The sequence below is a fragment of the Proteus sp. G2674 genome (assembly GCF_009915195.1).
Lineage (GTDB): Bacteria > Pseudomonadota > Gammaproteobacteria > Enterobacterales > Enterobacteriaceae > Proteus > Proteus mirabilis.
The window spans coordinates 135500-160559 of the sequence record NZ_JAABLS010000005.1 but is presented as its reverse complement, the minus strand read 5'-3'; the positions used below and the strand labels follow the sequence as shown (position 1 = coordinate 160559).

Sequence of the window (25060 nt, the reverse complement as noted above, 5' to 3'; positions counted from 1 at the left end):
GGCGAGACCTTGCTTAAGTTAAGCGAGGTCTTTTTATCACCACGCCTGAATAGGTTTGTGTTATAGGAACGGGCAATGCTCAAATTTATTTTTCGTCGCTTTTTGGAAGCGATCCCGACACTTTTTATTCTAATAACGATTTCGTTCTTTATGATGCGCTTAGCGCCGGGTAGCCCTTTTACTGGGGAAAGGAAATTACCCCCTGAAGTTATGGCCAACATCGAAGCGAAATATCATTTAAACGATCCCATTTACAAACAATACTTCGATTATTTAATTCAATTATCGAAAGGGGATTTAGGGCCTTCTTTTAAATATAAAGACTACAGTGTTAACACTTTAGTCGGTAAAGCATTCCCTGTTTCTGCAAAATTAGGGCTATCGGCCTTTGTATTAGCGGTTATTTTTGGTGTGGGGGCAGGCGTGATAGCCGCACTGAATCAAAATACCAAATGGGATTATACCGTCATGACATTTGCCATGACGGGGGTTGTGATACCGAGTTTTGTGGTGGCGCCACTATTAGTGCTTATCTTTGCGATTACCTTACGTTGGTTACCGGCGGGAGGTTGGAATGGTGGGCAAATTCAGTACATGTTACTGCCGATGGTTGCATTATCGCTCTCCTACATTGCAAGCATTTCGCGTATCACACGTAGTTCTATGATTGAAGTTTTACACTCAAACTTTATCAGAACGGCCAAAGCCAAAGGCTTGCCAATGAAACGCATAGTGCTACGTCATGCGTTAAAACCAGCATTACTGCCAGTGATCTCTTATATGGGGCCGGCATTTGTGGGGATTATTACAGGCTCTATGGTCATTGAAACCATTTTTGGATTACCGGGTATTGGTCAACTTTTCGTTAATGGTGCATTAAATCGAGACTACTCATTGGTATTGAGTTTAACCATTATTGTGGGTGGTTTAACCATTTTATTTAATGCCATAGTTGATATTTTATACGCCGTAATCGATCCGAAAATTCGTTATTAATAGAGACTGGAGCACGTTATGTTATCGATGAAAGAAAATAGCGAAGCTCTGGGGAATTTCTCGGAGCAGCTAGATGTTGAAGGTCGTAGTTTATGGCAAGATGCCCGTCGTCGTTTTATGCACAATAAAGCGGCGATCACCAGCCTAGTACTACTATTTTGTATTTTACTTTTTGTCATTTTCGCCCCCATGTTATCGCCTTTTGTTTATGACGATACGGATTGGGAAATGATGTCAATGCCACCTGATTTTGCCTCAGCGCACTATTTTGGCACTGACTCATCAGGACGTGACTTATTAGTTCGTGTAGCAATTGGTGGACGTATTTCACTGATGGTAGGTATTGCAGCGGCATTTGTCGCGGTGATTGTTGGCACCCTCTATGGCGCGATGGCAGGTTATATTGGTGGGCGCGTTGACTCAGTGATGATGCGTTTACTGGAGATATTAAACTCCTTCCCATTTATGTTCTTTGTTATCTTACTGGTGACCTTTTTTGGGCAAAATATCTTACTGATCTTTGTCGCCATCGGCATGGTATCTTGGCTTGATATGGCTCGTATCGTACGGGGACAAACACTCAGTTTAAAACGTAAAGAGTTTATTGAAGCGGCGTTAGTCTGTGGTGTGTCATCACGTAATATCGTCCTTAAACACATCGTGCCTAATGTATTAGGTGTTGTGGTGGTATACGCTTCATTACTGGTTCCTAGCATGATCTTATTTGAATCATTTTTAAGTTTCTTAGGATTAGGCACACAAGAGCCATTAAGTAGTTGGGGAGCACTACTGAGTGATGGTGCAAATTCAATGGAAGTTTCTCCTTGGTTATTACTTTTCCCAGCTGCATTTTTAGTTGTCACCTTGTTTTGCTTTAACTTTATCGGTGATGGTTTACGTGACGCGTTAGATCCGAAAGATCGTTAAGGAGAACATGATGACAAATTCAACAAATAAGCCATTGTTAAGTGTAAAAGATCTCTGTGTCACCTTTGGTACTCCAGATGGGGATGTAACCGCAGTAAATAAGCTCAACTTTGAGCTATCTGCAGGGGAAACCTTAGGAATTGTCGGTGAATCTGGCTCTGGGAAATCGCAAACGGCGTTCGCCTTAATGGGATTATTAGCTAAAAACGGTCGTACTGCTGGAAGTGCTCATTTTAATGGTCGTGAAATTTTAAACTTACGCCAAAGTCAATTAAACAAAATGCGTGCTGAAGAAATATCCATGATATTTCAAGATCCGATGACCTCACTTAACCCCTATATGAAAGTCGGCACTCAGTTAATAGAAGTGCTTATGCTTCATAAGGGTATGAGTAAAAATGATGCATATGCGGAATCTGTTCGCATGCTTGATGCAGTAAAAATGCCCGAAGCCCATAAACGTATGGGCATGTATCCCCATGAGTTCTCTGGTGGGATGCGCCAACGGGTAATGATAGCGATGGCACTATTATGTAAGCCAAAACTATTAATTGCTGATGAGCCAACAACGGCACTGGATGTGACTGTTCAGGCACAAATCATGACACTGCTAAACGAGCTAAAAAAAGAGCTTAATACTGCCATTATCATGATCACCCATGACCTCGGGGTGGTTGCGGGTATTTGCGACAAAGTACTGGTAATGTATGCTGGGCGAACCATGGAATATGGTAATGCGCGAGATATTTTCTACCAACCATCACACCCATATTCTATTGGGTTGCTACAAGCAGTACCTCGTTTAGATGGTGAAGATGAACGTTTGGCGACCATTCCGGGTAATCCTCCTAACTTATTGCGTTTACCTAAAGGTTGCCCATTCCAGCCTCGTTGCCAATATGCAACAGAGCAATGTTTGAATAGTGAGCCTCAATTAACACAATTTGCTCAGGGAAGATTACGAGCCTGTTTTAAAGCGGCGGAGGAGTTAGTATGAGCCAAGCCACCTTACAAGATAGAAAAGTGATCCTCGAAGTTAACGATCTAAAAGTTTATTTCGATGTACAAGATAATAAACAGTGGTTCTGGCAACCTAAAAAAAGCCTCAAAGCCGTTGATGGCGTTACCTTACGTTTATACGAAGGTGAAACCTTAGGTGTAGTAGGGGAATCAGGTTGTGGCAAATCAACTTTTGCGCGTGCCATTATCGGCTTAGTTAAAGCATCGGGTGGTACAGTCACTTGGTTAGGCAATGACTTATTAGGCATGGGCAATAAACAGTGGCGCGATGTTCGTCAAGATATTCAGATGATATTCCAAGATCCACTTGCCTCCTTAAACCCAAGAATGACGATTGGCGATATTATTGCCGAACCACTAAAAACCTATCATCCGAAAATGAAACAGGCTGAAGTGGTTGAAAAAGTCAAAGCGATGATGATGCGAGTGGGGTTATTACCAAACTTAATTAACCGCTATCCTCATGAGTTTTCTGGTGGACAGTGTCAACGGATTGGTATTGCTCGCGCACTGATCTTAGAGCCAAAACTGGTTATCTGTGACGAACCTGTATCGGCACTGGATGTTTCTATTCAAGCTCAGGTAGTCAATCTACTGAAAGATATCCAAAAAGAGATGGGATTATCGCTCATCTTTATTGCGCATGATCTTGCGGTAGTGAAACACATCTCAGATCGTGTCTTAGTGATGTATTTAGGTCATGCGGTGGAGTTGGGGACTTATGATGAAGTTTATCATCACCCATTACACCCTTACACCAAAGCATTAATGTCAGCGGTGCCTATTCCTGATCCGGATAAAGAGCGTAACAAGCATATTGATTTGTTAGAAGGAGAGCTTCCTTCACCAATTAATCCACCATCAGGCTGTATTTTCCGTACACGTTGTCCGATGGCTGATGAAGAATGTGCTAAAACGCGCCCCTTATTAGAGGGAAGTTTCCGCCATGCGGTATCTTGTTTAAAAGTCGATCCGCTTTAATAAATAATAAAATTATATTAATAGGAAAAAGGGTCTGAATTTATTCAGGCCCTTTTTCTTTATATATAAAGCATATGGCTCAAAAATTTAATATTCAAATAAACTTATTTGTAATAGATTTTTTCTAAAAAATTATTTTCTATTTGATATTATCATTTTTTAAATATGAAAAGTATTGATAATGATGAAAATCATTTATTATCAATGAATTATGTTGTTTTTATCGGTTTGTAATTTTAATATCAAAAGTTTTTATAGTTATAAAAATATTATTTTTTAATAAGATAAAATAATGATTAAAAAAACTTATCTAATTACAAATATCAGTACCAAAAAAATAAATAAATATTAATTTATATCAAGTAAAAATTTTTAGGATGAGATGTAAAGGTATAATCATTAATAAAATTTATTATTATAACTTTGTTAAAATAATATTTGAAACAAAGAAGTATAAATTTTGTACTAACCCTATCTGTTTTAGTTTTACAGTAAGCAAAAACAATAAAAAATATTTCTATTAAAAATTAATAAAAATTTAATATGTTTTTATTAATAGATTATTATGTCTTATTTATGTCTGTTTTCTCGTAATTTTAGAATTAATCACTGCCTTAAAACGACTATTCAAATCAGATAATCAATTAACTCCCTGATACAAATAAAATGAGTATATTTACCTACTCTTATTTAGTGTTTTATTATGAGGTTTTTAATTCGTTAGAAATTTTTGAATAATTGATTTTATTAATCTCATAAAGTAAATTAAATGCAAATACAGTTGAGGAAGTGAATTTTGGAAATAAATAATTTCTCATTGAATTTTGAATATATTTCAGAAAGAAAAATATTTTGTCATTCGATTGGATATGAACTTTTTCTTTTAAGGCAACGTAATTCTATGACGGGGGCTGAGTTAGGAAAATTATTGAATATCTCTCAACAACAAATTTCTCGTTATGAACGAGGAATAAATAAAATACCTATTGATATACTTTTTCACATACTAAATATATTTGATATTTCAATAAGTGATTTCTTTGAAAAGGTTTCCAAAAGAGTTATCACATTAAAATATAAAATAAAATATGATTCTGATAATAATATTCCATTCTTTGAGAATATTATTTAAATGTAAGATAAGTAATATTATTGGTGGCAAGTATATTAAGTATATCAATGAATTAATTAATAGGGATTTTATTTAAAATTAAAATCCTATTTATTTAATATTTATTAAATTACCCTTATTAAGGTAGTTAACACTTTATCATATAATTAGTATATGAATTCAAATATTGTTATCTAATATAGATTTACTATTTTAATTTATAAGTGAAGTTGTTGTGTATATTTACCTGTAATGTAAAAGGAAAAGTCAATGCTTAAAAAAAAGATGTTAGTTAAAGCTCTATTTACAGTATCTGTTTTATCACTGAGCGGTGTTGCTTCTGCAGCGACTATTGTTAATGGTGGTAAAATTAATTTTACTGGAGAAATTGTTAATGCTGCATGTGTTGTTAGTACAAAATCAATAGATCAAACTGTTAATATTGGACAATATCGTACCGCACAATTTGATAGTGTAGGGAAAACAGTTGGTAATACTGATTTTTATATCAATTTAGAAGCTTGTGATACGACTGTCGCACAAAATGCCTCAGTTTCATTTTCAGGTGTAAGTGATTCAAATGATAAAACAGTATTAGCTGTAAGCAATATTACAACAGGTGGTGCGGGTGCTGCGACGGGCGTTGGTATTGAAATTACAGACCATACAGGAAAAGTGTTACCACCAGACGGCTCTGTTTTTTCTACAGCAAAACAGTTAATTGATGGATCAAATACACTTAACTTTGTTGCACGTTATAAATCTACATTAGATACCGTTACCCCTGGTCATGCTGATGCTGATGTAACTTTCAAAATGCAATATGAATAAATAAATTGGATTAACTTAAAGTATGACCTGATAAAGGTCATACTTTTATATCGAGGGAAATATGAAATATAGTTTAATATATTCTATTGTCCTATTTTTTACTCTTTCATTTACAGCCTATTCTAATGACAGGGAAAATATCTCTTTAGACGATGGTATTGTGACTTTTAAAGGGGGAATTGTAGAGCCTGCTTGTACAGTATCTTCTGAAAGTGAATATCAAATTGTTGATCTTGGTGTTATTAGTAGTAACCAATTTCATGGAGTAGGAAGTCACTCTATAAAAATTCCATTTTTTATTAAATTAATGGGATGTAATAAAAGTATTACGGATAAAGTCAGTATAATTATTATAGGTGATGTAAACAATAATGATAAACGATTATTTAGCATCACCGATCAACAAAATTCAGCTTCAGGATTAGGTGTTGCATTATTTAATGATGAAGGTGAAATAATTATTCCTAATAAATTCAATAAGTATAAATTTATTGAAGAGAATGAATTAAAACTAAAATTTAAAGCAAGTTATCTGGCAACGAAAGAAAACGTTATCGGTGGAAAAGCTGACAGCGTAGTTTGGTTTGTTTTCAATTATCAATAAATAAACCTATCATTTGAGGTTAATATGCATTTAATATCTAAACACTTTATTGCGTTATTTTTTCTCTTCAGTTTTTCATCGCTATCATATGCGGGAGGTGTTGCATTAGCTGCAACACGCATAGTCTATCCTATGGATGCAAAACAGACGTCAATTACTCTTAATAATACAGATAAAAGATTACGCTTTTTAGTGCAATCATGGATTGATGATAGCCAAGATCAAAAAAGTAATGAATTTATTGTTACACCACCACTGTTTGTCAGCAAACCAGAAAGTGAAAACAAGCTAAGAATAATTTATGCTGGTAAGGCATTACCAAATGATAGAGAAAGTTTGTTCTGGTTAAATACAAAAGCAATCCCTGAAATTGAGCGAGAAGAAATAAAAGATAAAAATATATTACAGCTAGCAGTATTATCTAGAATAAAAATTTTTATTAGACCTCAAGGATTAAATTTTAACATAGAGGATGTACCTAATAGTCTTGAGTTTAAAAAATCACAAGGAAACATAATAGTAAATAATCCTTCACCTTATTATGCGACATTAATTAATTTAGAAGCTGATAATGAACAGCTAAATAGTATTATGGTTCCTCCTATGGGAACAGTAATGATTAAAGTCAGCAAGCCTAACTATAGTCAAATATCTTATCAAACTATTAATGATTATGGTGCTAGTACACCCAAAGTAACGAAACAGATTGGTAAGTAATGCTATAACATTCATTAATGATAAGGCTTTATTATGCTAAAATCTAAAACTATATGTTTTAATTTATATATCTTTTTAGGTACATGCTTTTCTGGTGTGGTGTATGCGGATAGTTTTTTTAATCCTAACTTAATTTCAAATATTGATAATGAAGTAGCAGATTTATCTCGATTTGATAAAGGTGAAGGCCAACCTGAAGGAATGTATTCAGTAGAAATTTATGTAAACGATGAATATGTTGAAACAAAAAAATTAATATTTTATGAAAGCGATGCATCATCCGATGATACAGGCTTATTACCTTGTATAGATAATAAAACTTTAACAAATTTTGGAATAACTTTAACTGAAAATAGCAAAAAGAAATCAGAAGAGGTAGAAAGTAAAGATAGTGCTTGTGAGAATATTTTAGATAAAATAGAAAACTCAAGTGTTAAATTCGATTTTGAAGGACAAAAATTATTTTTAAGTATTCCACAAATAATGTTTAAAAATAATGTTCGTGGCTTTATCCCACCTGAAAAATGGGATAATGGGATTAATGCGTTTTTACTAAATTATAATTTCACAGGAAGAAATAGTAAGAACTTTAAGGATAACGTTGATAATAATAATTATTTTTTAAACTTAAATCCTGGTATTAATCTTGGTTCATGGCGATTTAGAAATGAAAGTTCATGGAACTATGCCAGTGGTGAAAGTAAGCAAAATAAATGGAGGAATATAAGAACATATGTACAAAAACCTATTATTCCATTACGTGCTGAATTAACCCTTGGTGACTCTTTTTCTAATGGAACCATTTTTGATAGTCTTGGTTTTAGAGGGATTAAGCTAGAATCTGATGATAATATGTTGCCTGATAGCATGAGAGGATTTGCACCTACGATAAAGGGTATTGCGAATAGCAATGCTATTGTTACAGTCAAGCAGAATGGTTTTGTTATTTATCAAATTTCTGTACCTCCAGGTGCATTTGAAATAAAAGATCTCTATGCCACATCAAGTAGCGGTAATTTAGATGTCACAATCAAAGAGAATAACGGTAAAATTACACAATTTGTTGTACCTTATTCAAATGTGCCTATTTTACAACGTGAAGGACGCTTAAAATACGAATTGATTGGAGGGGAATTTCGTAGCGGAGCAGATTATCAAGATAAACCTAATTTTGGTCAATTAAGTTTAGTATATGGCTTACCTTATAATATGACGTTATATGGAGGAAGCCAATTTTCAAATAATTATCAAGCCTATGCGATTGGTTTAGGTGGTAATCTAGGCACCTTTGGGGCGATATCAGCAGATGTAATACAGGCGAATAGTATATTGCCAAACGATGAGCATAAAAAAGGGCAGTCATTCCGATTACTCTATGCTAAATCGATTAATAGCACAGGCACTAACTTTCAAATAATGGGGTATCGATATTCAACGCAAGGCTATTATACCTTAAATGAAGTTAGTTATAAAAAAATGGCAGGGCGTGAAATAGTAACAGATAATGGAATAATAAGAGATGAGGATAACTTATCTAACTACTATAATTTAAATTATTCTAAAAAAGGAAGGTTTCAACTTAATATAAATCAGCAAATTACCAATAATAGTTCTTTGTATATTTTAGGCTCTTACCAAAACTATTGGCGCACAACTGAAACTGAACAGTTATGGCAACTGGGTTATAATGCTAATATTGATAGGATAAATTATAGTCTTAGTTTATCGAAATTAAAATCACCGGGTATGCGTGGTGATAATAAAAATGTAGCTTTTAATATATCAATTCCTCTTAATGATGTATTTAACCAGCAAACTGTAAGTGACTTACATTCAAGTAGAAATAGTATGTATGCTGTTTACTCAATGAATAGAAGCGATGACAATGTTTGGGTCAATCAAGTGGGACTAACAGGAACTCTCCTTGAAGACAATAATTTAAATTATAATATTCAACAAGGATATACGCATAATGGTTCTGGTTATTCAGGAATGGTTTATGCTAATTATAAAGGTAAATATGCTAATATAGGTAGCGGATATAATTATAGTAATGATTGGCATGAGTTTAATTATAGTTTAAATGGTGGTGTTGTTGCTCATGCAGGAGGTATTACTTTAACTCAACCTTTAGGGGATACCAATATTCTTATTAAAGCAAATGATGCTAATAATATTAAAGTAGAAAATGCAAATGGTATATTAACTGATAATAAAGGTTATGCCGTCTTACCGTTTGCTTCAACATATAAAAATAATCGAGTTTCATTAGATATTAATTCATTAGAAGAAAATATTGAATTAGAAAATACGATTATTAATGTAGTTCCTACTAAGGGGGCATTGGTTGAAGCTAATTTTAAAACGAATATTGGCTATCGAGCAATGGTTACATTAAGCAAAAAAGATGGCGCTATTATACCTTTCGGTGCGATGGTTGTTGATGAAGAGCGTTCCGTAAGTGGTATTGTTGGCGATAATGGGAATGTTTTTATCTCTGGTTTAGCACCTGTTGGTAGGCTAAAAGCAAAATGGGGAAAAATGGCTGATCAACAATGTATATTTGATTACCAAATTAATGAGAAGTCATCAAAAGAAAAAGGTATCTATTTTATTTCTTCCACATGCCAATATTAAAAACAAGCATATTTACGGATTTTATTATGATTAGAATAGTATTGTTTACAATAATAGCCATTATTTCAAATAATGCAGTCGCTGTGAGCTGTGTCAGTGGTTGTAATGCGAATGAATATTCCACGCTTAGTGGACAACTATCAAAGACGGAAAATAAAGTCGGTGTTACTAAAGATGCTTCTGATATTACTTTGTCCAATCGAATTACATTAAGATGGAATGCGGGGCAAGCGCAAACATGGGCGACATATTCCAATGGTAATATTCCTAGTGCAAATACCAGCAATAATGACTGGATTTATTCTAAGATAGATGACTATATTTCTGTTGCGTTAAGAATGACTAATAATTGTAGAACAATTTATGTCCCTTATAATGTACCTACGCTAAGCTCTACTTGTGGTGCCCGTACTTATACTGAAAACGAAGAAAGCGTCGTTTCTGTAAGAAAGTATCAAACCAGAATAAAAATTGACAAGGCTATTATTTCTGGTACCTATGTAAAAAATATCTTTGTAGGCGAATTTGGTTTTTGCCAACCACAGAATTGTGCGACTAAACAAACTATCATCACAAAGCTATTTTTAAATCTTTCAATGACAGTTCCACAATCTTGCGTTATTAATTCAGGGCAAGTGTTGAATATTGATTTTGACAATATTCCTGCATCAAGTTTTAAAGTAGCAGGGAAAAAAGCCGAAGGAGTTAATACGGTTTCTAGAAACTTAAGTATTCAATGTGACAATATAGATGCCAGTGCTGATTTAACAATGCGATTACAAGCAGATTCAGTTCAAGGTAATGCTATTGTTTCTAATAATAAAAGTGTTGGCTTTGTGGTTGCTAATTCAAGTGGATCTGAATTAACACCTAATGATTTATCAAGTTTTATTCCTTTCAGACTCAACCAAAATGCTGATGCTAATGTCACGATTAATGTTTATCCCGTAAGTATTGATGGAAAAATACCAACTGAAGGCGCTGTCACATCAAGTGGCTTTCTAAGAGTTGATTTCCCTTAATTTTAATAGGCTAATATCATGAATGAGTTATTACATACTAGAAAAATAATGCGCTTTCTATTATGGGGAATGCTACTTTTTAGCGGATATACAGTATTTTTTACTAAAGATGCAACAGCAGAATTAGCTAATACAAATATTGTTATAAAAGCGAACATTGTGGCAAATACTTGTAGAGTCAGTCCTGATTCGCTAAATAAATTTGTTGACTTAGGGGTTTGGGGAACAAAAGATTTTCAGCAAAAAAATACAACAGAGCCAGTAAAGTTTACACTTAACTTAACTGATTGCAGTATTGTTACTAGCGGTGTAAAAGTAATGTTTAGTGGTGATACTGACAGTAAGGATAGTACCTTGTTTAAGCTGGCAGAAAAAAATGCGGCTCAAAATATAGGTATTGCTATTTTAGATAAAAATCAGAATAAAATATTACCAGGAAAAAGTAGTATGATTTACCCTGTAGAGACAACTAATAATATTTCTCTCGATTTTTATGCGCAATATATCGCAACTAATAAGGACGTAGTTGGGGGAAGTGCAAATGGTGAAGTATTATTTTCTTTAGAATATCTGTAAATAACAAGGGAACTGTGTCGTTCCCTTTTAAATACATTTATAACTATTGGCTGTAGAGGATTATATCCATCCTTTAGTTCTAAACTCTTTTAACGTCGCGACAAAATAACTCATCTCCTCAGGGGTTCCTAAGGTTAAACGGCTCCAACCTAATGCGGGAGGAAACTCACGTCCTACCATAATATTTGCCGCTTTCATTCTCTCTTGATAAGTTTTTACATCACCTTTGACTTTATGAAAAATAAAGTTGGCGTGAGAAGGTGCATACTCGATATTTAAGGCGTTTAAAGTATCAACCACCATTTGTCGTGATACATCAATTGACTTGCGACTATATGCCACAAAAGCGTGATCTTTTAACGAGGCTAATGCGCTAACAGCACCGGCAGTATTGGTATTATCAATAGAAACGAAACTATCTACTTCACTAATTACCTCAGGGACTGCCACACCATAGCCTACCCTTAATCCAGCTAATGCATAAATTTTTGAAAATGTACGGGTAACAATCAAGTTTTTATAACCTTGAGCAACTAATGCTATCGTACTGGTAAATTCAGGTGTTGTCACAAATTCAGCGTAAGCTTCATCAATAATAAAAAAGACATTTTCTTTTGCTGAGGTGATCCAATTTGTTAATGCCGCTGTTGGTGTCAGCATTGCGGTTGGGTTATTAGGATTACACAGATATACCATGCTAATACCATCAAATGCTTGTGCTTTTTTCTGCATGGCGGTTAAATCAAAAGCCAATGTGTTATCAACCGGCACTTTTACGATATTAACACCTAAAGGTTCAGCATAAAGTTCGGCATAATTAAACGTTGGATCAGGCACAATTAGTTGTACCGCTTTACCTGCTTTTTGCGCTTTATTCGCCACATATTGTACGGCTGCTTGTATGGTTTCAGAGGAGCCATTACCTAGAGTGATGTGTTTGTCTGATAGCTTAAATTCTTCACCTAATGCACTGATAAGTGCGCTTCGCGCATCATCTGGATAGCGAAAAGCATGGGGAAGTGCATCAATAATCGCCTGTTTGGCATTGGATGACATGCCTAGCGAGTTTTCATTAAAGTTTAACAGTAAAGGATTTTCTGCATTAAATAGCTGTTTAGGGTTTGAAGTTTCTGCGGCATAGGCAGCGCTAACAAACGAACTTAATGAAAGTCCCCCGATCACTAAGCTTGATGATGTTAAAAATGAACGACGATTCATGTGATGTTTCCCAAGTAAATTATTCTACATTTTTATTGTTTATGTAGATTACTAAAAAAACACAATAAGTAAATAAATATGTTTTAATTTTGATTATTTATTCACTGTTAGGTCAGTTTTTAGGAATTAGCTTAAGCATGTCAACATGAAATAAAGTCAGAAAATAGCGATGTATTGCATGAGATATGTAATGCAGGTGTGATGAAGGCTAATAATCACACTGGTTAAAGCTCATTAGATAACTTGTTAGCCGGCATCACATCGGAGAATATTCATGAGAAAGCTGACTTTGGAGCTCGAGTAGGTAAGGAATTAATATAATAGCATCTTGATGTATACCTGATTTGGGTGATTTAATCTGCATAGACGTTGATCCAGTTGAAGAACATGAGTAGGTTGGTCATCGTCCTGTTGTTGTTCTCAGTCTATTTGCTAGCAATAATAAAGTAGGGCTCTTATTTTGCGTTCCATATACAACTAAAGGCAAAGGCTATCCATTTAAATGCGAGCTCTCAAACGAAAGAAACAGCTACGCATTAGTCGATCAAGTTACTTGTGCTGACTGGAAGGCTCGTAAGGGCACGAAAAAGGCTAAGGTGGAAGCGTAAGAATTAGCTGAAATAAAAGCTAATGCATTGATAGGATAAATATCTTTTCGTATTTAGCTATAAATTCTGTTTACTAATTTTTAAAATGGATTTAGCTACTTTGTCTAGTGAATAATAAATAAGGGACTATACGACTATACCTAGATAAGGTGTTAAATAATACAGCGAATAAAAAACAACATCCTATTATATTCTATTTTTATAATTGATGGAGTTAATTACAATAAATGATTAGTCTAATTTAATTAAATAATCCAATATAAACCACCAGTGAACCTATTTTACCTCTTTATTATCTTTAAATTCTCCACCAAAATCATCAATCAAAATGTAGTTAATGGTATTTATTTTGCTATCCACTAGGTTGACTTTCTGTTTTGAAAATGGCGCTATCATAGGAATAAGAATATTAGGATTATTTTTACTAGATGCTGATTTTATGGTGACATAAAAAGGCGTCGGATTTTCAATTAGTAACTGTTTATCTAATTTCTTAAAAATAAGAGCACGACTAACATCAGAAATTACCATAATTAAATCATCTGGGCGGTAGAATACTTTTACTTGTAATCTGACGACGACATTAATCAATCTTTCATCATATTTTTTGTTTGTAGGCTTCGGCATAATTTCATATAAATTAAGCCAATAAAGTGTCTCTTTCTCTTTATCTATGTTAATAAATTTATTAATAACTCGTATCTGTTGTGATTCACTCGGTTTTAATTGTAATACTGGCGGTAATGATAAAACAGAAGCATCAGTTATCGTTTCTGGGGTATTTTGGGGGTTACCATCATCCACCCAAGTTTGAACTACCACAGGTAATTCACCATCATTTTTTATATTTAAGGATGCTTCTCTGTCTGAGTGATAAAGGATCACCCTTGAGCCGTCTAACGCTAAATTCGCTTTGGCGATAAACGAAAAACACAATAATAGCATAAAAATGCTGATCCTTTTCATATTTATTGCACCTGTATAATTACTTGTAATTTTGCATTAAATTTACCGGCAGTTATTTTTTCTCTCGGTAACGCTTCTAATGAGGCATACAATGTTTTTGTTGAATCGACAATACCATTGTCATATGAGACTGCGCTTGCATCATCATCAATAGGGTACCAACCATAACCTTCACCTTGTCCTTCATTCGCTAATGTTGATAATAAGTTTAATGGCATACCTGATGGGCGATATATTCTTACACCAACCCCTTTTGCCATATTTGTATCAGTACCATAACCGTCTGTCACTAAATGGGTAATTGCAGCACCATTAGGTACTGTTAATCCTAATTCAATTGCCTTATTAACATTTGTAGGTCTAGGTAAAAATCCCATTGCAGTTTGCCCAGGCCCAGTTCCGCTGGAAATATAACTCATTCCATCGTTTGCTGGTGGTGCTATTTGACAATAAAAATCAATCGTAATAGGTAAAGTCACTTTTTTGCCTCTTTCTAACTCATTAATAGTGACTAGCGGGAATGAAACATAAGGCGTAACATTTCGCACAAAACAAGTGGACGCATTACGAATGTAAATACGGCGAGACATATTTACAGCAGCCGGCCAAGAATCATAAAAGCCATGATAATTTGTGGCGTGATCTGAACCATCTTTTAATAAATAAGAAAAGTTAGAGCTTTGAAAGGCGATATAACCCGCCGGTTGGTTAGCAAACGTAATTAACCCATTACTTGATTGTTCGGGGGGCATATCACTTATTCTTTCATAGTTAATCTTAAATAGCTCTACTTCCATATTAGAGAAGTCTTTTGCTTTTACTAAGATCCATCCTTGGCTATCTCTTTCTAAATTATTTAAAGCACGAGATTTCCAATAGCGACTATAATATTCACCTGTAATGGTATTTTTAATGCGAATACCCAGCCCTCTTGCTAAACTAATATAAGTATTATTTAAGCCTAAAGCTGGATTAACTAAATTTCTACCCCCATAGATATAGTCACCATTCGTTGAATAGAATTCTCTTAATTTTCCCTCTTCATCGGCTGTGCAACGAAACAATATTTGTTCAGGATCATAAACTTCATAACCTGCTTCAAAAAAAGAGATAAAGCCAGTCGCTACTAATGTACCTGGAATTTGAAACTGATCGTTATTAACATTAATTACTTTGGGGGTACTTCCCATTGATCCTGAATCATCTCTAGCACCTTGCCAATTTTTCGCTGAACCTTTGCCCGGCTCGGTATAATACACATTATTGGGATCTGTCGTTGTGGTTGTTATTTTATAACATGTTGCCAATGCTAAAGAAGGGAATAGCATCAAGGCCAATAAAAATAAAATAGAGGAGTGATGAGAAAGTAAATAGCAATTTAATTTCATAAGCATTGACCTGATAATAAAATGAGTTTATCGTCTTCTTTTTCTTCTGGTATTGAGTAATTGATTTGGCAACTATCTTCATCTTTACCGACAGTTAGTGTCCCTTTTTTATTTTCGACTCTGACATAAATCTGGTTACTTTGTCCTACCATGCCAACAATATTTCTATCTTTATCATAAACATTTTCACCTAATGCCAATGAGTTTGAAGGTTTAACTGAAATCAATACAGGGTATCCGACTTGGGTTTTAAAAACGATTTTGGTACTAGAACCTGAATATGGTGCTATTTGTTTAGTATTTTCTAATAGCTCAATATTATTATTTCTAATATTTTTTCCATCCAAACTAACATTGTTATATTGGTAAGGGACAAGAGAAGGCACAATAGCATAGCCAAAAGGATCAATCTGTGCCCCCATTCCATTACTCACAGTCGCTCCACTTGCACCTTTGGCTTCCACTAAAGCAAAAGAATCACTAATACTTGGCCCTAATGTTATCCCGCCACTGTGTGCAACTAACGCACCTTGAATGCCCACACTACCTTGAGTGTATTGTTTACTATTAGAAATGCTGCCTGATAACGTGGTAAAAGGAAGTTGTTTAATTAAATGCAAACCAGTACCTACCACTCTATTTTGTGTGTCATAATCTGCATTTATACTATAAGAAAGTGTTTTATCTTCCCCTAAAAGCCCCGATAAGTTCGTTTGGTAATTCGAATCATTACTAGAGTGGCTAGAGGATAGTGACAGCATTGGTGAATAATCAGAGCGTCCTAAAGGTACAGAAACAGATAACATCACCATATCTTCCGATATTGGATCAGTAGTTATTGGTGTAAAAGTATTATTCGCCGTTATTTTCCCTGTTTTTTGGCGATTATAGACAAGACTATAAGCAATATCTTTATAGGTATTTGAATAACCAATTTGATACTGGGCATCATGTCCTTTATTACCATAATAGTTGCTGATAGAGCCCGAAACATAAAGTTGCCCCCACTTATCAAGAGACTGATTAACACTAAGTGTAAACTGACTTTCTTGGTTATAACTGCTGGAATTCCATTCTATGTCATTACTTGCACTTTTTCTCAACCCCAAAACATCATTGTATTCACGGAAATTCTCTGTTGAGTATTTATAACCTGCGAGTGTAATAACAGTATTGGTTAGACTGAGAGTACGGCTATAACTAATACCTAATCGTCCACCTTGATAATTTTTACCAGCCACTTCAGCATTTGAAAATGTCGAATTAAAACCTATGGCCCCTAATTTTGTAGCAATAACAGAGCCGACAAATATTGCCTGATATTGATGTCCTACACGTATCCCAGTATTTAACGTTACCGTATTATTCATACCATATTGTAAAGCAATATCTGAAAAATAACTATTTTCTGAACCAAAATTATTCACCTCACCAGCGGTAAAGTTGTATTTAAAGCGACCAGCCCTCACTGATTCAGGTAATGCGGTAAACGGCACTGTGAAAGAAGAAACTTTACCATTACTTTCGTGAATTTCGACTAATAAATCTCCTTCATAACTGGTTGGATAAAGGTCATTTATTTCAAATTGCCCTGGTGATACCGTCGTTTGATAAATTTCAGTACCATTTTGTTTTATCACTACTCGGGCAGTCGTTGTTGCAATACCGCGAATAACAGGCGCATAACCTTTTTGAGAATCCGGCAACATTCTTTCATCAGACATTAATTGAATACCTTTAAATGCCAGACTAGAAAATTGTGATCCTGCTGTATAAATATCACCGACAACTAACATTGACTTTAATGTCAGTAATGGTTTTTGTAGATAAGTTCTTATCCAATTAAATTCACTGTTACTTCCCGATTTTGATGAATTATAAGAGTAAGATGCTTGTTGTCGAAATTGCCAAGTTCCTAGATTTACGCCCATATTAATACTACCAAAACCATAGTCTGAAGTTTGTCCGTTCGATTTATTCTTATAGTAATTACCAGAGTAATTGCTGAATAACATGGTGTTACCCGCATCTAAATCGTCTTCATTGACATAACCTTGTGGTTTTCGTTTTAATAAAATTTGAGGCACTGTAATCGTTATTCTAAAGTTAGAAGCATCATACGAGTCTACGATGTTTTTATTAAATTGGCTCAATATTAAACATTGATTATTATCTTGATTTGGCTCGATATCTAGCAAGAGCCCCATTTCCTCAATCTGTTTTTGAGTAAAACAAGGTGTGACTTTACCCTTATCATTTAATTGAAAACTCACGGTTTTTCTTTCAATAAAATGATTATTAATGTAGATGTCAACATCATAATCACCAGGCTCCACATAATTACTATCATGAAGCTGATTAATGTTGATATTATTTTTAATACCTAATAGTAAAGAAGGATCAAATTCATAATCATCTGCAAATGCAGAGGGCATTGATTGAGTAAATAGAGAAAATGAGCCGATTAAGAATACGACTTTTATTCTCTTATTTAATTGTGCAGTGCTATTTTCTATTAATTTCATTTCAATGCCATTTTTATTAATGAATTAATTTTATTGCGCTGTTTTGCCCACCTAGATCATTAAGGTATTTATAGGTCATCTTATCAGGCGAAAATGGAAGCTTTCCACCATTTTCAGCGACTAAAACTTCCATTGATAACGGAGGAACCATAGTTGATTTAAATATAAATTTTTTTCCTGATGCATTAGTAGCCTCAAATTGTGCGAATGACACAAAGAAAGGTGAGTCATTTTTAACTTTTATATTGCCATTACTTTCTTTTAAGAATGATATTTGTTTCTCGATATTATTTAGCTGAGAAACAATTGCTGTTGGACGATAAAATATTTTTAATCGATGATGCACAATAACCGTAAAGCTATTTCCTTCTTTTATATCTTTATTCAAATTTTTAGGTGGAATTTGCGCCACATTTAAATAGAAAATAGATTCTTTATCTTGTGGTAAACCTTCACCAGTATAAATTAATCGTATGTCTCTCCCTGTTTTAGGATCGATACGAAAGACTGGAGGTTGAATAATAAAAGGAGCATCTGCATTATCTGGAGTCGAATTAGGATTGTCTTTATCCGCCCATATTTGCATAATGTAAGGAATTTCATCGTTATTCATAAATTTTAAAACTTCAAAGCGTGAATCTGATGAATAAATAATACGTGTTTTTAGCATCGTGACACTAGAATGCGATGCTGTGCTATAACTTAAAAAAAATAAGGCAATTAACATTATTATTTTTTTCATTACTTATATTCCTCTGATATGGATAGAAATGCCTCCTTTATATAAATAGAAAATGTCTCCTTTATATAAAGGAGACATATAAGCATTATTGATAAGAGATAGAGTACTGCACGCTACCTTCTACTTTACCTGCTGTTGCAATGTCATCCGCATAATAACGTACAGCATAATCATAAGATGCTGATTTTTCGTTTGCTTTTAACACTAAACCTTCGTTACCAACACCAGTTAAATCAATTTTGGTACCTGTTTTTGCAGGATCAATAATTTCTAAGCTAACATTGTTATCTGATGCTGTATTACCAATACGGCCTTCTTTTGTCAGATTATTAGCAATAAAAATAGTTTTAATATTTGTATCGGTTGGTTTAGAACCAGTACAACCACTTACAGTGATAGTAAATGGTGTCTGACCTGCTGTTTTACCAGCAGTATCTAATGCAGTGACTGGTACTGTTGGTAATAAAACAACTGGAAGTGTGGAATTACCATTAACAGTTACAGTACAAGTTTCATCAGAAACTTCACCTTGAAAGCGAATGGTATTATCAGAAGCAGCATAAACTGTTGATGAAAAAATACCTGCGATCATCGCAGCAAGAAGCATTTTATTCATAATAAAACTCTCTCCGGTAATATATCTAAATAAGATTACTTTTGGGTTTCAATAATTGAAAAGGAACAATAAGAAATAAACAATAAGAAATAAAATTATTTTAATAACCTTATTCCTTATTTCATATTTACCATGTACTAATATTTAACTATGTATAATTATCGACTTATTTACTCATAAAACGCAACTAAATTCATTATACGTAGAGGTTAATATGTATATATTTTTAGATTTTCAGATTATTCTTGTAGTCTAAATATGACTATTATGCTTTTTTAACTAAATTATTTTAGGATATACCATATAAATATGGGCAGTTCTAGATAACTAAGGTGATCTAGGATAGTTATATGAGGAAAAGTAGACTCAGTTAGTACAAAAAGGAATAGTTACTTGAGTTGTTTATTGCAGACTCTATTGCAGCTCGTATTGCCAGCAAAGCTGGTTGATGTCCACAGGAACATTGTCGTTTACTATTTTCACCGGCTCAGAGTGCTGATAGATGAGCACGCTGTTTCGCAATCAGGCGAAGCGTTATATACGTAAACCTAACGGTATTTCTAAGGTGCATTAAGCTGTATCTGTAAGAGTATAAATTGCGATTTAATACACCAAGAGCAAACAGCAATTAACTATTTTAAAATATAAAGTTAAAGGAAAATTTTAAACCTTATCTAGGATGCCCCATTAATAATGTAAAAAATATTTTAGTGTTTAAACACCGACGACAATATTTAATCATACAGAAAATAATGTAAGGCCTTTAATATGTATAAATACGTATTTTGTAACTTTTCGATGATAAATGTATGCGCTGTCCTTAACTCGGTTAAATATACGTTTACGGTTTGAAGTTTCTGCGGCATAGGCAGCGCTAACAAACGAACTTAATGAAAGTCCCCCGATCACTAAGCTTGATGATGTTAAAAATGAACGACGATTCATGTGATGTTTCCCAAGTAAATTATTCTACATTTTTATTGTTTATGTAGATTACTAAAAAAACACAATAAGTAAATAAATATGTTTTAATTTTGATTATTTATTCACTGTTAGGTCAGTTTTTAGGAATTAGCTTAAGCATGTCAACATGAAATAAAGTCAGAAAATAGCGATGTATTGCATAAGGTGTGTGATGCAGGCTAATAAAAAAGGGAACCGATAAAACGGGTTCCCTTGAGAGATAAGATAGCTCAGTCGCTAATTAATTTGATTCTGGAAATGTTAATGTTGCACCGGGCGCTTCACGACTTAAGTGAATAAAGTTTAAGTGTTTTTCATATTGGTCGAGAATATCACTGATCACTTGCTCCTTGGTATAGTCCATTAAATCATTACCCTGTGAACCTTCCCATAAATAGGTTTCTAGTCGGTAATAATGGGATTTACCTCGACGAGCACGATAAGTAAATGCAGGTACTGAATATTTTTGTGGCCATATTTGGTAAATAAAATGCTGCTCTTGGCCTAAATCAACCACTAATTCTAAATGGTTTAAACGAGGCTCTTCTTCCAGCGGGTAAAGATTAAACGAGACATTTGCACCACGTAATGACAGCTCATTAGCCACATCTTGCATCGCTGGGGTACAAACTAAATCTAACATCCGTTGGGTATAGGTAGTACCTGGGAAATTCATCACACGACCTAGACGCTGTTTCCAGTTCATGGTGGTGTTACCATAAAGAGGCGCTGGCGCATTGGTGTTTAATGAACTGACGCGTCTAAAATCTTCTACTTTTAATGACTTATATAGTCCTGCCATAATAAAGAAAATAACAAAGCTAAAAGGTAATCCCATAATAACCGTGGTATTTTGCAAAGCAGAAACCCCGTCTGCCATTAACATACCTAATGTTAATAGACCAATAGCGATAGACCAGAATATGCGCAGCCAATTTGGGGCATCATTATTTATATCACTCAGTTGAGAAGTGAAATTACCTAAAACTAATGAACCGGAGTCTGCAGAGGTTACATAGAAAAGTAATCCTGTAATAGTCGCTACGGAAGCGGTTAAACCAAATCCCGGATAGAGTTCAAGTAAAGAATAAAAGCCTTTTTCTGGTGAGGCTAATACTGTTTCAGCAAAGGTTTGATTACCGTGGATCACTTCATAAAGTGCACTATTACCAAAGATAGACAACCATAATAGCGTGAATACAAAAGGGATGATCAAGGTGCCTATAACGAATTGACGGATAGTTCTCCCCCTTGAGATACGTGCTAAAAATAAGCCCACAAAAGGTGACCAAGCAACCCACCAAGCCCAGAAGAAAAGTGTCCAGCTATTCATCCAATCCGTCGGTCTATCAAAAGCAAAGCTATTTAGTGTCATTCCTAAGAATCGGTTTACATAATCACCGACATTAAGTACTAACGCATTTAATAAAAATTCAGTATCACCAGCAAATAAGATAAATAAAATTAACCCTAAAGCGAGTAATACATTTAATTCTGAAAGAATACGTATGCCTTTATTGACGCCTGATGTGGCTGAGATCACCGCCATAATTACGGAAAGTAGAATTAAACCACCTTGTACACCTAACCCTTGCGGTAAATCGAAGAGAACTTTCAACCCATAATTAAGTTGTACTACGCCAATACCTAAGGTGGTGGCAATACCAAAAATAGTACCCAATACGGCAGCAATATCGACAGTATGACCGATGGGGCCATAAATACGATTGCCAAAGATAGGATAAAGTGCCGAGCGGATGGTCAAGGGTAAATTATAACGATAACTAAAATACCCGAGTGCAATACCAATCAGTGCATACATAGACCAGCCCGTCAGGCCATAGTGGAATAATGTCCACACCATCGACTGACGGGCTGCTTCTATTGTTTCACCTTCGCCAGTAGGCGGTAGCATATATTGGGTAATAGGCTCAGCGACTGAGAAAAACATTAAGTCAATCCCGATCCCCGCGGCAAACAACATAGCAGACCAGCTCAATACACTAAATTCAGGCTTTGACTGTTCTGGGCCTAATTTAATATTACCAAAGCGAGATGTGGCAACGAAAATAACGAAAACAATGTACAAAGTTGCCGCTAATAAATAGTACCAACCAAAGGTTTTTGATACCCAACCTAGTGTTTTAATGATCCATGCATTGGCGGTATCTGTCATTAAAATAGTGAAAAAAGAGAACGCTAAAATCAGCGTTGCGGAAGCGAAAAAAACAACAGAATTGAGCTTATCTTTCTGTGGTTTTTTTGAGCTATTAAGAGTTGTCATCAGAAATTCCAAAAATTTATTCATCTAAAAGTTAAAAGTTGCATTCTTTGCTAATCAATTGATTTATATGCAAAGATTCAAATTTTCACGATCTGCTCCTTATGTCATTTGTGAATTAATTGTGATAAACAATAGTTAATATTGATTGAATGTTCAATTAAAAAAACGTTTAATAAAAGTGTTCAATGTATTTTTTAGGTCTTGAAAACATGCCGAAGATAGGGATGCAGTCGATACGTAAACAGCAATTAATTCAGGCGACATTAGCGGTGATTAATGAGGTCGGAATGCAAGATGCCAGCATTGCATTAATTGCACGAAAGGCCGGGGTATCTAATGGCATTATAAGCCACTACTTCCGTGATAAAAATGGTTTATTGGAAGCGGCAATGCGCCATATCCAATATCAGTTAGGTTTTGCCGTCGCAATGCGATTACGTATTTTAAGCGATGCTGAGCCTAAATTGCGTATTCAAGCCATTGTCGATGGTAACTTTGATACGTCACAAACCAGTGAAACCGCAATGAAAACTTGGCTGGCTTTTTGGGCAAGTAGCATGCATCAGCCTAATTTGCATCGTTTACAAAAGGTTAATGATAGACGTTTGTACTCTAATCTCTGTTATGAATTTGGACGTGCGTTAACAAAAGATAAAGCACGCTTAGCCGCCAAAGGCTTGGCCGCTTTAATCGATGGTTTATGGCTACGTAGTGCCCTTAGCGAGGAGCCATTTTCGTTAGCAGAAGCAAAAAAAATTACTGATGAGTATATCGATATGCAACTTAATCTTTGCCAGGATAAACAGACTTAACTTACTCACTATAAAGGAGAAAATATGCAAAACCCACCGTTACACAAGCTTTATATTCATGGTGGATATGTTGATTGCGCACAACCTGAATGTGAACAATTTGCCGCAATTAATCCTGCTACAGGTGAGGTGATTGCACATTTACAATCAGCCTGTGAAGAAGATATTAATTGGGCGGTAGAAAGTGCAAAGCAAGGACAAAAAATATGGGCTGCTATGCCTGCGATGGCACGCTCCCGTATTCTTCGACGTGCCGTGGATATTTTACGTGAACGTAATGATGAGTTAGCGCATTTAGAAACGTTAGACACCGGTAAACCCCTGTCTGAAACACGTTATGTCGATATTGTCACCGGTGCTGATGTATTGGAATACTATGCGGGTCTTATTCCTGCCCTAGAAGGGGAGCAGATCCCACTACGTGACAGCGCTTTTGTTTACACCCGTCGTGAGCCATTAGGTGTTGTTGCCGGCATTGGTGCATGGAATTATCCAATTCAAATTGCGTTATGGAAATCAGCACCTGCATTAGCAGCAGGTAATGCGATGATTTTTAAACCGAGTGAAATGACATCATTAACGGCATTAAAATTGGCTGAAATATATACTGAAGCGGGCTTGCCTCAAGGGGTATTTAATGTGGTCACGGGTGATGCCACTGTAGGGCAATGGCTAACGCAGCACCCTGATATCGCTAAAGTCTCATTTACGGGTGGGATCGATACTGGGAAAAAAGTGATGGCGAGCGCTTCTTCATCAAGCTTAAAAGATGTCACTATGGAGCTAGGTGGTAAGTCACCGTTAATTATTTTTGATGATGCCGATCTTGATACCGCAGCTGATATCGCCATGATGGCTAATTTCTATAGTTCAGGACAAGTATGTACCAATGGAACACGCGTATTTGTGCCAGAAAAGTTAAAACAAGCTTTTGAAGCTAAAATCATTGAGCGTGTCTCTCGTATTCGCGTTGGATCACCACTGGAAATGGATACCAACTTTGGACCATTAGTCAGCTTCCCTCATCTTGAAAAAGTTTTAAGCTATATCGAGTTAGGTAAAGCTCAAGGTGCAAAACTACTTTGTGGTGGTGAACGTTTATTCGCTGGTGCATTGGCGAAAGGGGCTTATGTGGCGCCAACGGTATTTACCGATTGTACTGATGATATGAAAATCACACAGGACGAAATCTTCGGCCCTGTAATGAGCATTTTAAGTTATCAAACAGAAGATGAAGTTATTTTACGCGCCAATAATAGTGTCTATGGATTAGCCGCAGGCTTGGTGACTCGAGATCTGACAACGGCACATCGCGTTATACATCAATTAGAAGCCGGAATTTGCTGGATCAATACTTGGGGTGAATCTGCAGCAGAAATGCCTGTTGGTGGTTATAAACATTCCGGTGTTGGCCGTGAAAATGGGCTTGTCACACTACAAAATTACACTCAAATTAAATCTATTCAAGTTGAACTTGGGGAGTTTTCATCCGTTTTTTAATCCATTCTATTTTTAA

General features: G+C 35.1%; 20 protein-coding genes and 2 pseudogenes. 15 read left to right on the top strand and 7 right to left on the bottom strand.

The window, feature by feature from the left end; genetic code table 11:
- Positions 1–75 precede the first annotated feature (75 nt).
- From oppB to GWI58_RS01175, 11 genes are all read left to right on the top strand, one after another.
- Positions 76–996: an oligopeptide ABC transporter permease OppB gene (oppB, locus tag GWI58_RS01225; protein WP_004243230.1), complete on the top strand. Its 921-nt coding sequence runs from the start codon at positions 76–78 to the stop codon at positions 994–996.
- A gap of 18 nt (positions 997–1014) precedes the next feature.
- Positions 1015–1923: an oligopeptide ABC transporter permease OppC gene (gene oppC / locus GWI58_RS01220; RefSeq protein ID WP_004243229.1), complete on the top strand. Its 909-nt coding sequence runs from the start codon at positions 1015–1017 to the stop codon at positions 1921–1923.
- Positions 1924–1930: 7 nt separating this feature from the next.
- Positions 1931–2920 carry an ABC transporter ATP-binding protein gene (locus GWI58_RS01215; protein WP_004243228.1) on the top strand — a complete coding sequence of 330 codons (990 nt, stop codon included), beginning with the start codon at positions 1931–1933 and terminating at the stop codon, positions 2918–2920.
- Positions 2917–3924, top strand: a complete 1008-nt coding sequence (gene oppF, locus GWI58_RS01210; RefSeq protein WP_004243227.1) for a murein tripeptide/oligopeptide ABC transporter ATP binding protein OppF — start codon at positions 2917–2919, stop codon at positions 3922–3924. Before GWI58_RS01215 ends, oppF begins: the two co-directional genes overlap by 4 nt.
- A gap of 796 nt (positions 3925–4720) precedes the next feature.
- On the top strand, positions 4721–5056 hold the full coding sequence (locus tag GWI58_RS01205; RefSeq protein WP_012368005.1) for a helix-turn-helix domain-containing protein: 336 nt from the start codon (positions 4721–4723) through the stop codon (positions 5054–5056).
- 249 nt (positions 5057–5305) lie between these two features.
- Positions 5306–5866 carry a type 1 fimbrial major subunit FimA gene (gene fimA / locus GWI58_RS01200; protein ID WP_004243225.1) on the top strand — a complete coding sequence of 187 codons (561 nt, stop codon included), beginning with the start codon at positions 5306–5308 and terminating at the stop codon, positions 5864–5866.
- 61 nt (positions 5867–5927) lie between these two features.
- Positions 5928–6470: a fimbrial protein gene (locus GWI58_RS01195; RefSeq protein WP_004243224.1), complete on the top strand. Its 543-nt coding sequence runs from the start codon at positions 5928–5930 to the stop codon at positions 6468–6470.
- 24 nt (positions 6471–6494) lie between these two features.
- Positions 6495–7187, top strand: a complete 693-nt coding sequence (locus GWI58_RS01190) for a fimbria/pilus periplasmic chaperone (protein ID WP_004243223.1) — start codon at positions 6495–6497, stop codon at positions 7185–7187.
- Between the two features lie 33 nt (positions 7188–7220).
- On the top strand, positions 7221–9824 hold the full coding sequence (locus GWI58_RS01185) for a fimbria/pilus outer membrane usher protein (RefSeq protein WP_110229175.1): 2604 nt from the start codon (positions 7221–7223) through the stop codon (positions 9822–9824).
- Positions 9825–9865: 41 nt separating this feature from the next.
- On the top strand, positions 9866–10846 hold the full coding sequence (locus tag GWI58_RS01180) for a fimbrial protein (RefSeq protein WP_237611657.1): 981 nt from the start codon (positions 9866–9868) through the stop codon (positions 10844–10846).
- 18 nt (positions 10847–10864) lie between these two features.
- Complete coding sequence (locus tag GWI58_RS01175) at positions 10865–11422, top strand: fimbrial protein (protein ID WP_004248209.1); 558 nt, start codon at positions 10865–10867, stop codon at positions 11420–11422.
- Between the two features lie 60 nt (positions 11423–11482).
- On the opposite strand, the gene GWI58_RS01170 is transcribed toward GWI58_RS01175, so the two are convergent.
- Positions 11483–12640, bottom strand: coding sequence for a pyridoxal phosphate-dependent aminotransferase (locus tag GWI58_RS01170; protein WP_161768837.1), 1158 nt, complete (start codon positions 12638–12640; stop codon positions 11483–11485).
- A gap of 410 nt (positions 12641–13050) precedes the next feature.
- On the opposite strand from GWI58_RS01170, the pseudogene GWI58_RS01165 reads away from it, so the two are divergent.
- Positions 13051–13248, top strand: a pseudogene (locus GWI58_RS01165) (type II toxin-antitoxin system PemK/MazF family toxin); the annotation flags it as partial.
- A 276-nt stretch (positions 13249–13524) separates the two neighbouring features.
- Here the strand turns inward: GWI58_RS01165 and GWI58_RS01160 are convergent.
- The 5 genes from GWI58_RS01160 to GWI58_RS01140 all read right to left on the bottom strand — a co-directional run bounded on the left by GWI58_RS01160 (position 13525) and on the right by GWI58_RS01140 (position 19485).
- Entirely contained in the window at positions 13525–14214 is a 690-nt protein-coding gene (locus GWI58_RS01160) for a fimbrial biogenesis chaperone (protein WP_094959259.1), read from the bottom strand.
- Positions 14215–14216: 2 nt separating this feature from the next.
- Positions 14217–15602: a fimbrial protein gene (locus GWI58_RS01155; protein ID WP_049254993.1), complete on the bottom strand. Its 1386-nt coding sequence runs from the start codon at positions 15600–15602 to the stop codon at positions 14217–14219.
- Positions 15599–18127, bottom strand: a complete 2529-nt coding sequence (locus GWI58_RS01150) for a fimbria/pilus outer membrane usher protein (protein WP_161768836.1) — start codon at positions 18125–18127, stop codon at positions 15599–15601. Before GWI58_RS01150 ends, GWI58_RS01155 begins: the two co-directional genes overlap by 4 nt.
- A gap of 16 nt (positions 18128–18143) precedes the next feature.
- Complete coding sequence (locus tag GWI58_RS01145) at positions 18144–18869, bottom strand: fimbrial biogenesis chaperone (protein ID WP_094959257.1); 726 nt, start codon at positions 18867–18869, stop codon at positions 18144–18146.
- A gap of 85 nt (positions 18870–18954) precedes the next feature.
- A complete protein-coding gene (locus GWI58_RS01140) occupies positions 18955–19485 on the bottom strand; it encodes a fimbrial protein (RefSeq protein WP_036907929.1) in 531 nt (176 codons plus the stop codon).
- 398 nt (positions 19486–19883) lie between these two features.
- On the opposite strand from GWI58_RS01140, the pseudogene GWI58_RS17805 reads away from it, so the two are divergent.
- Positions 19884–20010, top strand: a pseudogene (locus GWI58_RS17805) (IS1595 family transposase); the annotation flags it as partial.
- A gap of 679 nt (positions 20011–20689) precedes the next feature.
- Here GWI58_RS17805 and GWI58_RS01125 read toward each other — a convergent pair.
- Positions 20690–22732 (bottom strand): choline transporter, encoded by a 2043-nt coding sequence (locus GWI58_RS01125; protein ID WP_004248207.1) that lies wholly within the window; start codon positions 22730–22732, stop codon positions 20690–20692.
- 209 nt (positions 22733–22941) lie between these two features.
- On the opposite strand from GWI58_RS01125, the gene betI reads away from it, so the two are divergent.
- Both betI and betB read left to right on the top strand, forming a co-directional pair.
- On the top strand, positions 22942–23544 hold the full coding sequence (gene betI, locus GWI58_RS01120) for a transcriptional regulator BetI (RefSeq protein WP_004248206.1): 603 nt from the start codon (positions 22942–22944) through the stop codon (positions 23542–23544).
- Between the two features lie 24 nt (positions 23545–23568).
- Complete coding sequence (gene betB / locus GWI58_RS01115; RefSeq protein ID WP_004243216.1) at positions 23569–25044, top strand: betaine-aldehyde dehydrogenase; 1476 nt, start codon at positions 23569–23571, stop codon at positions 25042–25044.
- The last annotated feature ends 16 nt before the right edge of the window (positions 25045–25060 follow it).

Bases quoted from the DNA above. Each gene is read 5' to 3' on its own strand.
- oppB (WP_004243230.1), top strand. From the start codon at position 76: ATGCTCAAATTTATTTTTCGTCGCTTTTTGGAAGCGATCCCGACACTT.
- oppC (WP_004243229.1), top strand. From the start codon at position 1,015: ATGTTATCGATGAAAGAAAATAGCGAAGCTCTGGGGAATTTCTCGGAG.
- GWI58_RS01215 (WP_004243228.1), top strand. From the start codon at position 1,931: ATGATGACAAATTCAACAAATAAGCCATTGTTAAGTGTAAAAGATCTC.
- oppF (WP_004243227.1), top strand. From the start codon at position 2,917: ATGAGCCAAGCCACCTTACAAGATAGAAAAGTGATCCTCGAAGTTAAC.
- fimA (WP_004243225.1), top strand. From the start codon at position 5,306: ATGCTTAAAAAAAAGATGTTAGTTAAAGCTCTATTTACAGTATCTGTT.
- GWI58_RS01195 (WP_004243224.1), top strand. From the start codon at position 5,928: ATGAAATATAGTTTAATATATTCTATTGTCCTATTTTTTACTCTTTCA.
- GWI58_RS01190 (WP_004243223.1), top strand. From the start codon at position 6,495: ATGCATTTAATATCTAAACACTTTATTGCGTTATTTTTTCTCTTCAGT.
- GWI58_RS01185 (WP_110229175.1), top strand. From the start codon at position 7,221: ATGCTAAAATCTAAAACTATATGTTTTAATTTATATATCTTTTTAGGT.
- GWI58_RS01175 (WP_004248209.1), top strand. From the start codon at position 10,865: ATGAATGAGTTATTACATACTAGAAAAATAATGCGCTTTCTATTATGG.
- GWI58_RS01170 (WP_161768837.1), bottom strand. From the start codon at position 12,640: ATGAATCGTCGTTCATTTTTAACATCATCAAGCTTAGTGATCGGGGGA.
- GWI58_RS01160 (WP_094959259.1), bottom strand. From the start codon at position 14,214: ATGAAAAGGATCAGCATTTTTATGCTATTATTGTGTTTTTCGTTTATC.
- GWI58_RS01155 (WP_049254993.1), bottom strand. From the start codon at position 15,602: ATGAAATTAAATTGCTATTTACTTTCTCATCACTCCTCTATTTTATTT.
- GWI58_RS01150 (WP_161768836.1), bottom strand. From the start codon at position 18,127: ATGAAATTAATAGAAAATAGCACTGCACAATTAAATAAGAGAATAAAA.
- GWI58_RS01145 (WP_094959257.1), bottom strand. From the start codon at position 18,869: ATGAAAAAAATAATAATGTTAATTGCCTTATTTTTTTTAAGTTATAGC.
- GWI58_RS01140 (WP_036907929.1), bottom strand. From the start codon at position 19,485: ATGAATAAAATGCTTCTTGCTGCGATGATCGCAGGTATTTTTTCATCA.
- GWI58_RS01125 (WP_004248207.1), bottom strand. From the start codon at position 22,732: ATGACAACTCTTAATAGCTCAAAAAAACCACAGAAAGATAAGCTCAAT.
- betI (WP_004248206.1), top strand. From the start codon at position 22,942: ATGCCGAAGATAGGGATGCAGTCGATACGTAAACAGCAATTAATTCAG.
- betB (WP_004243216.1), top strand. From the start codon at position 23,569: ATGCAAAACCCACCGTTACACAAGCTTTATATTCATGGTGGATATGTT.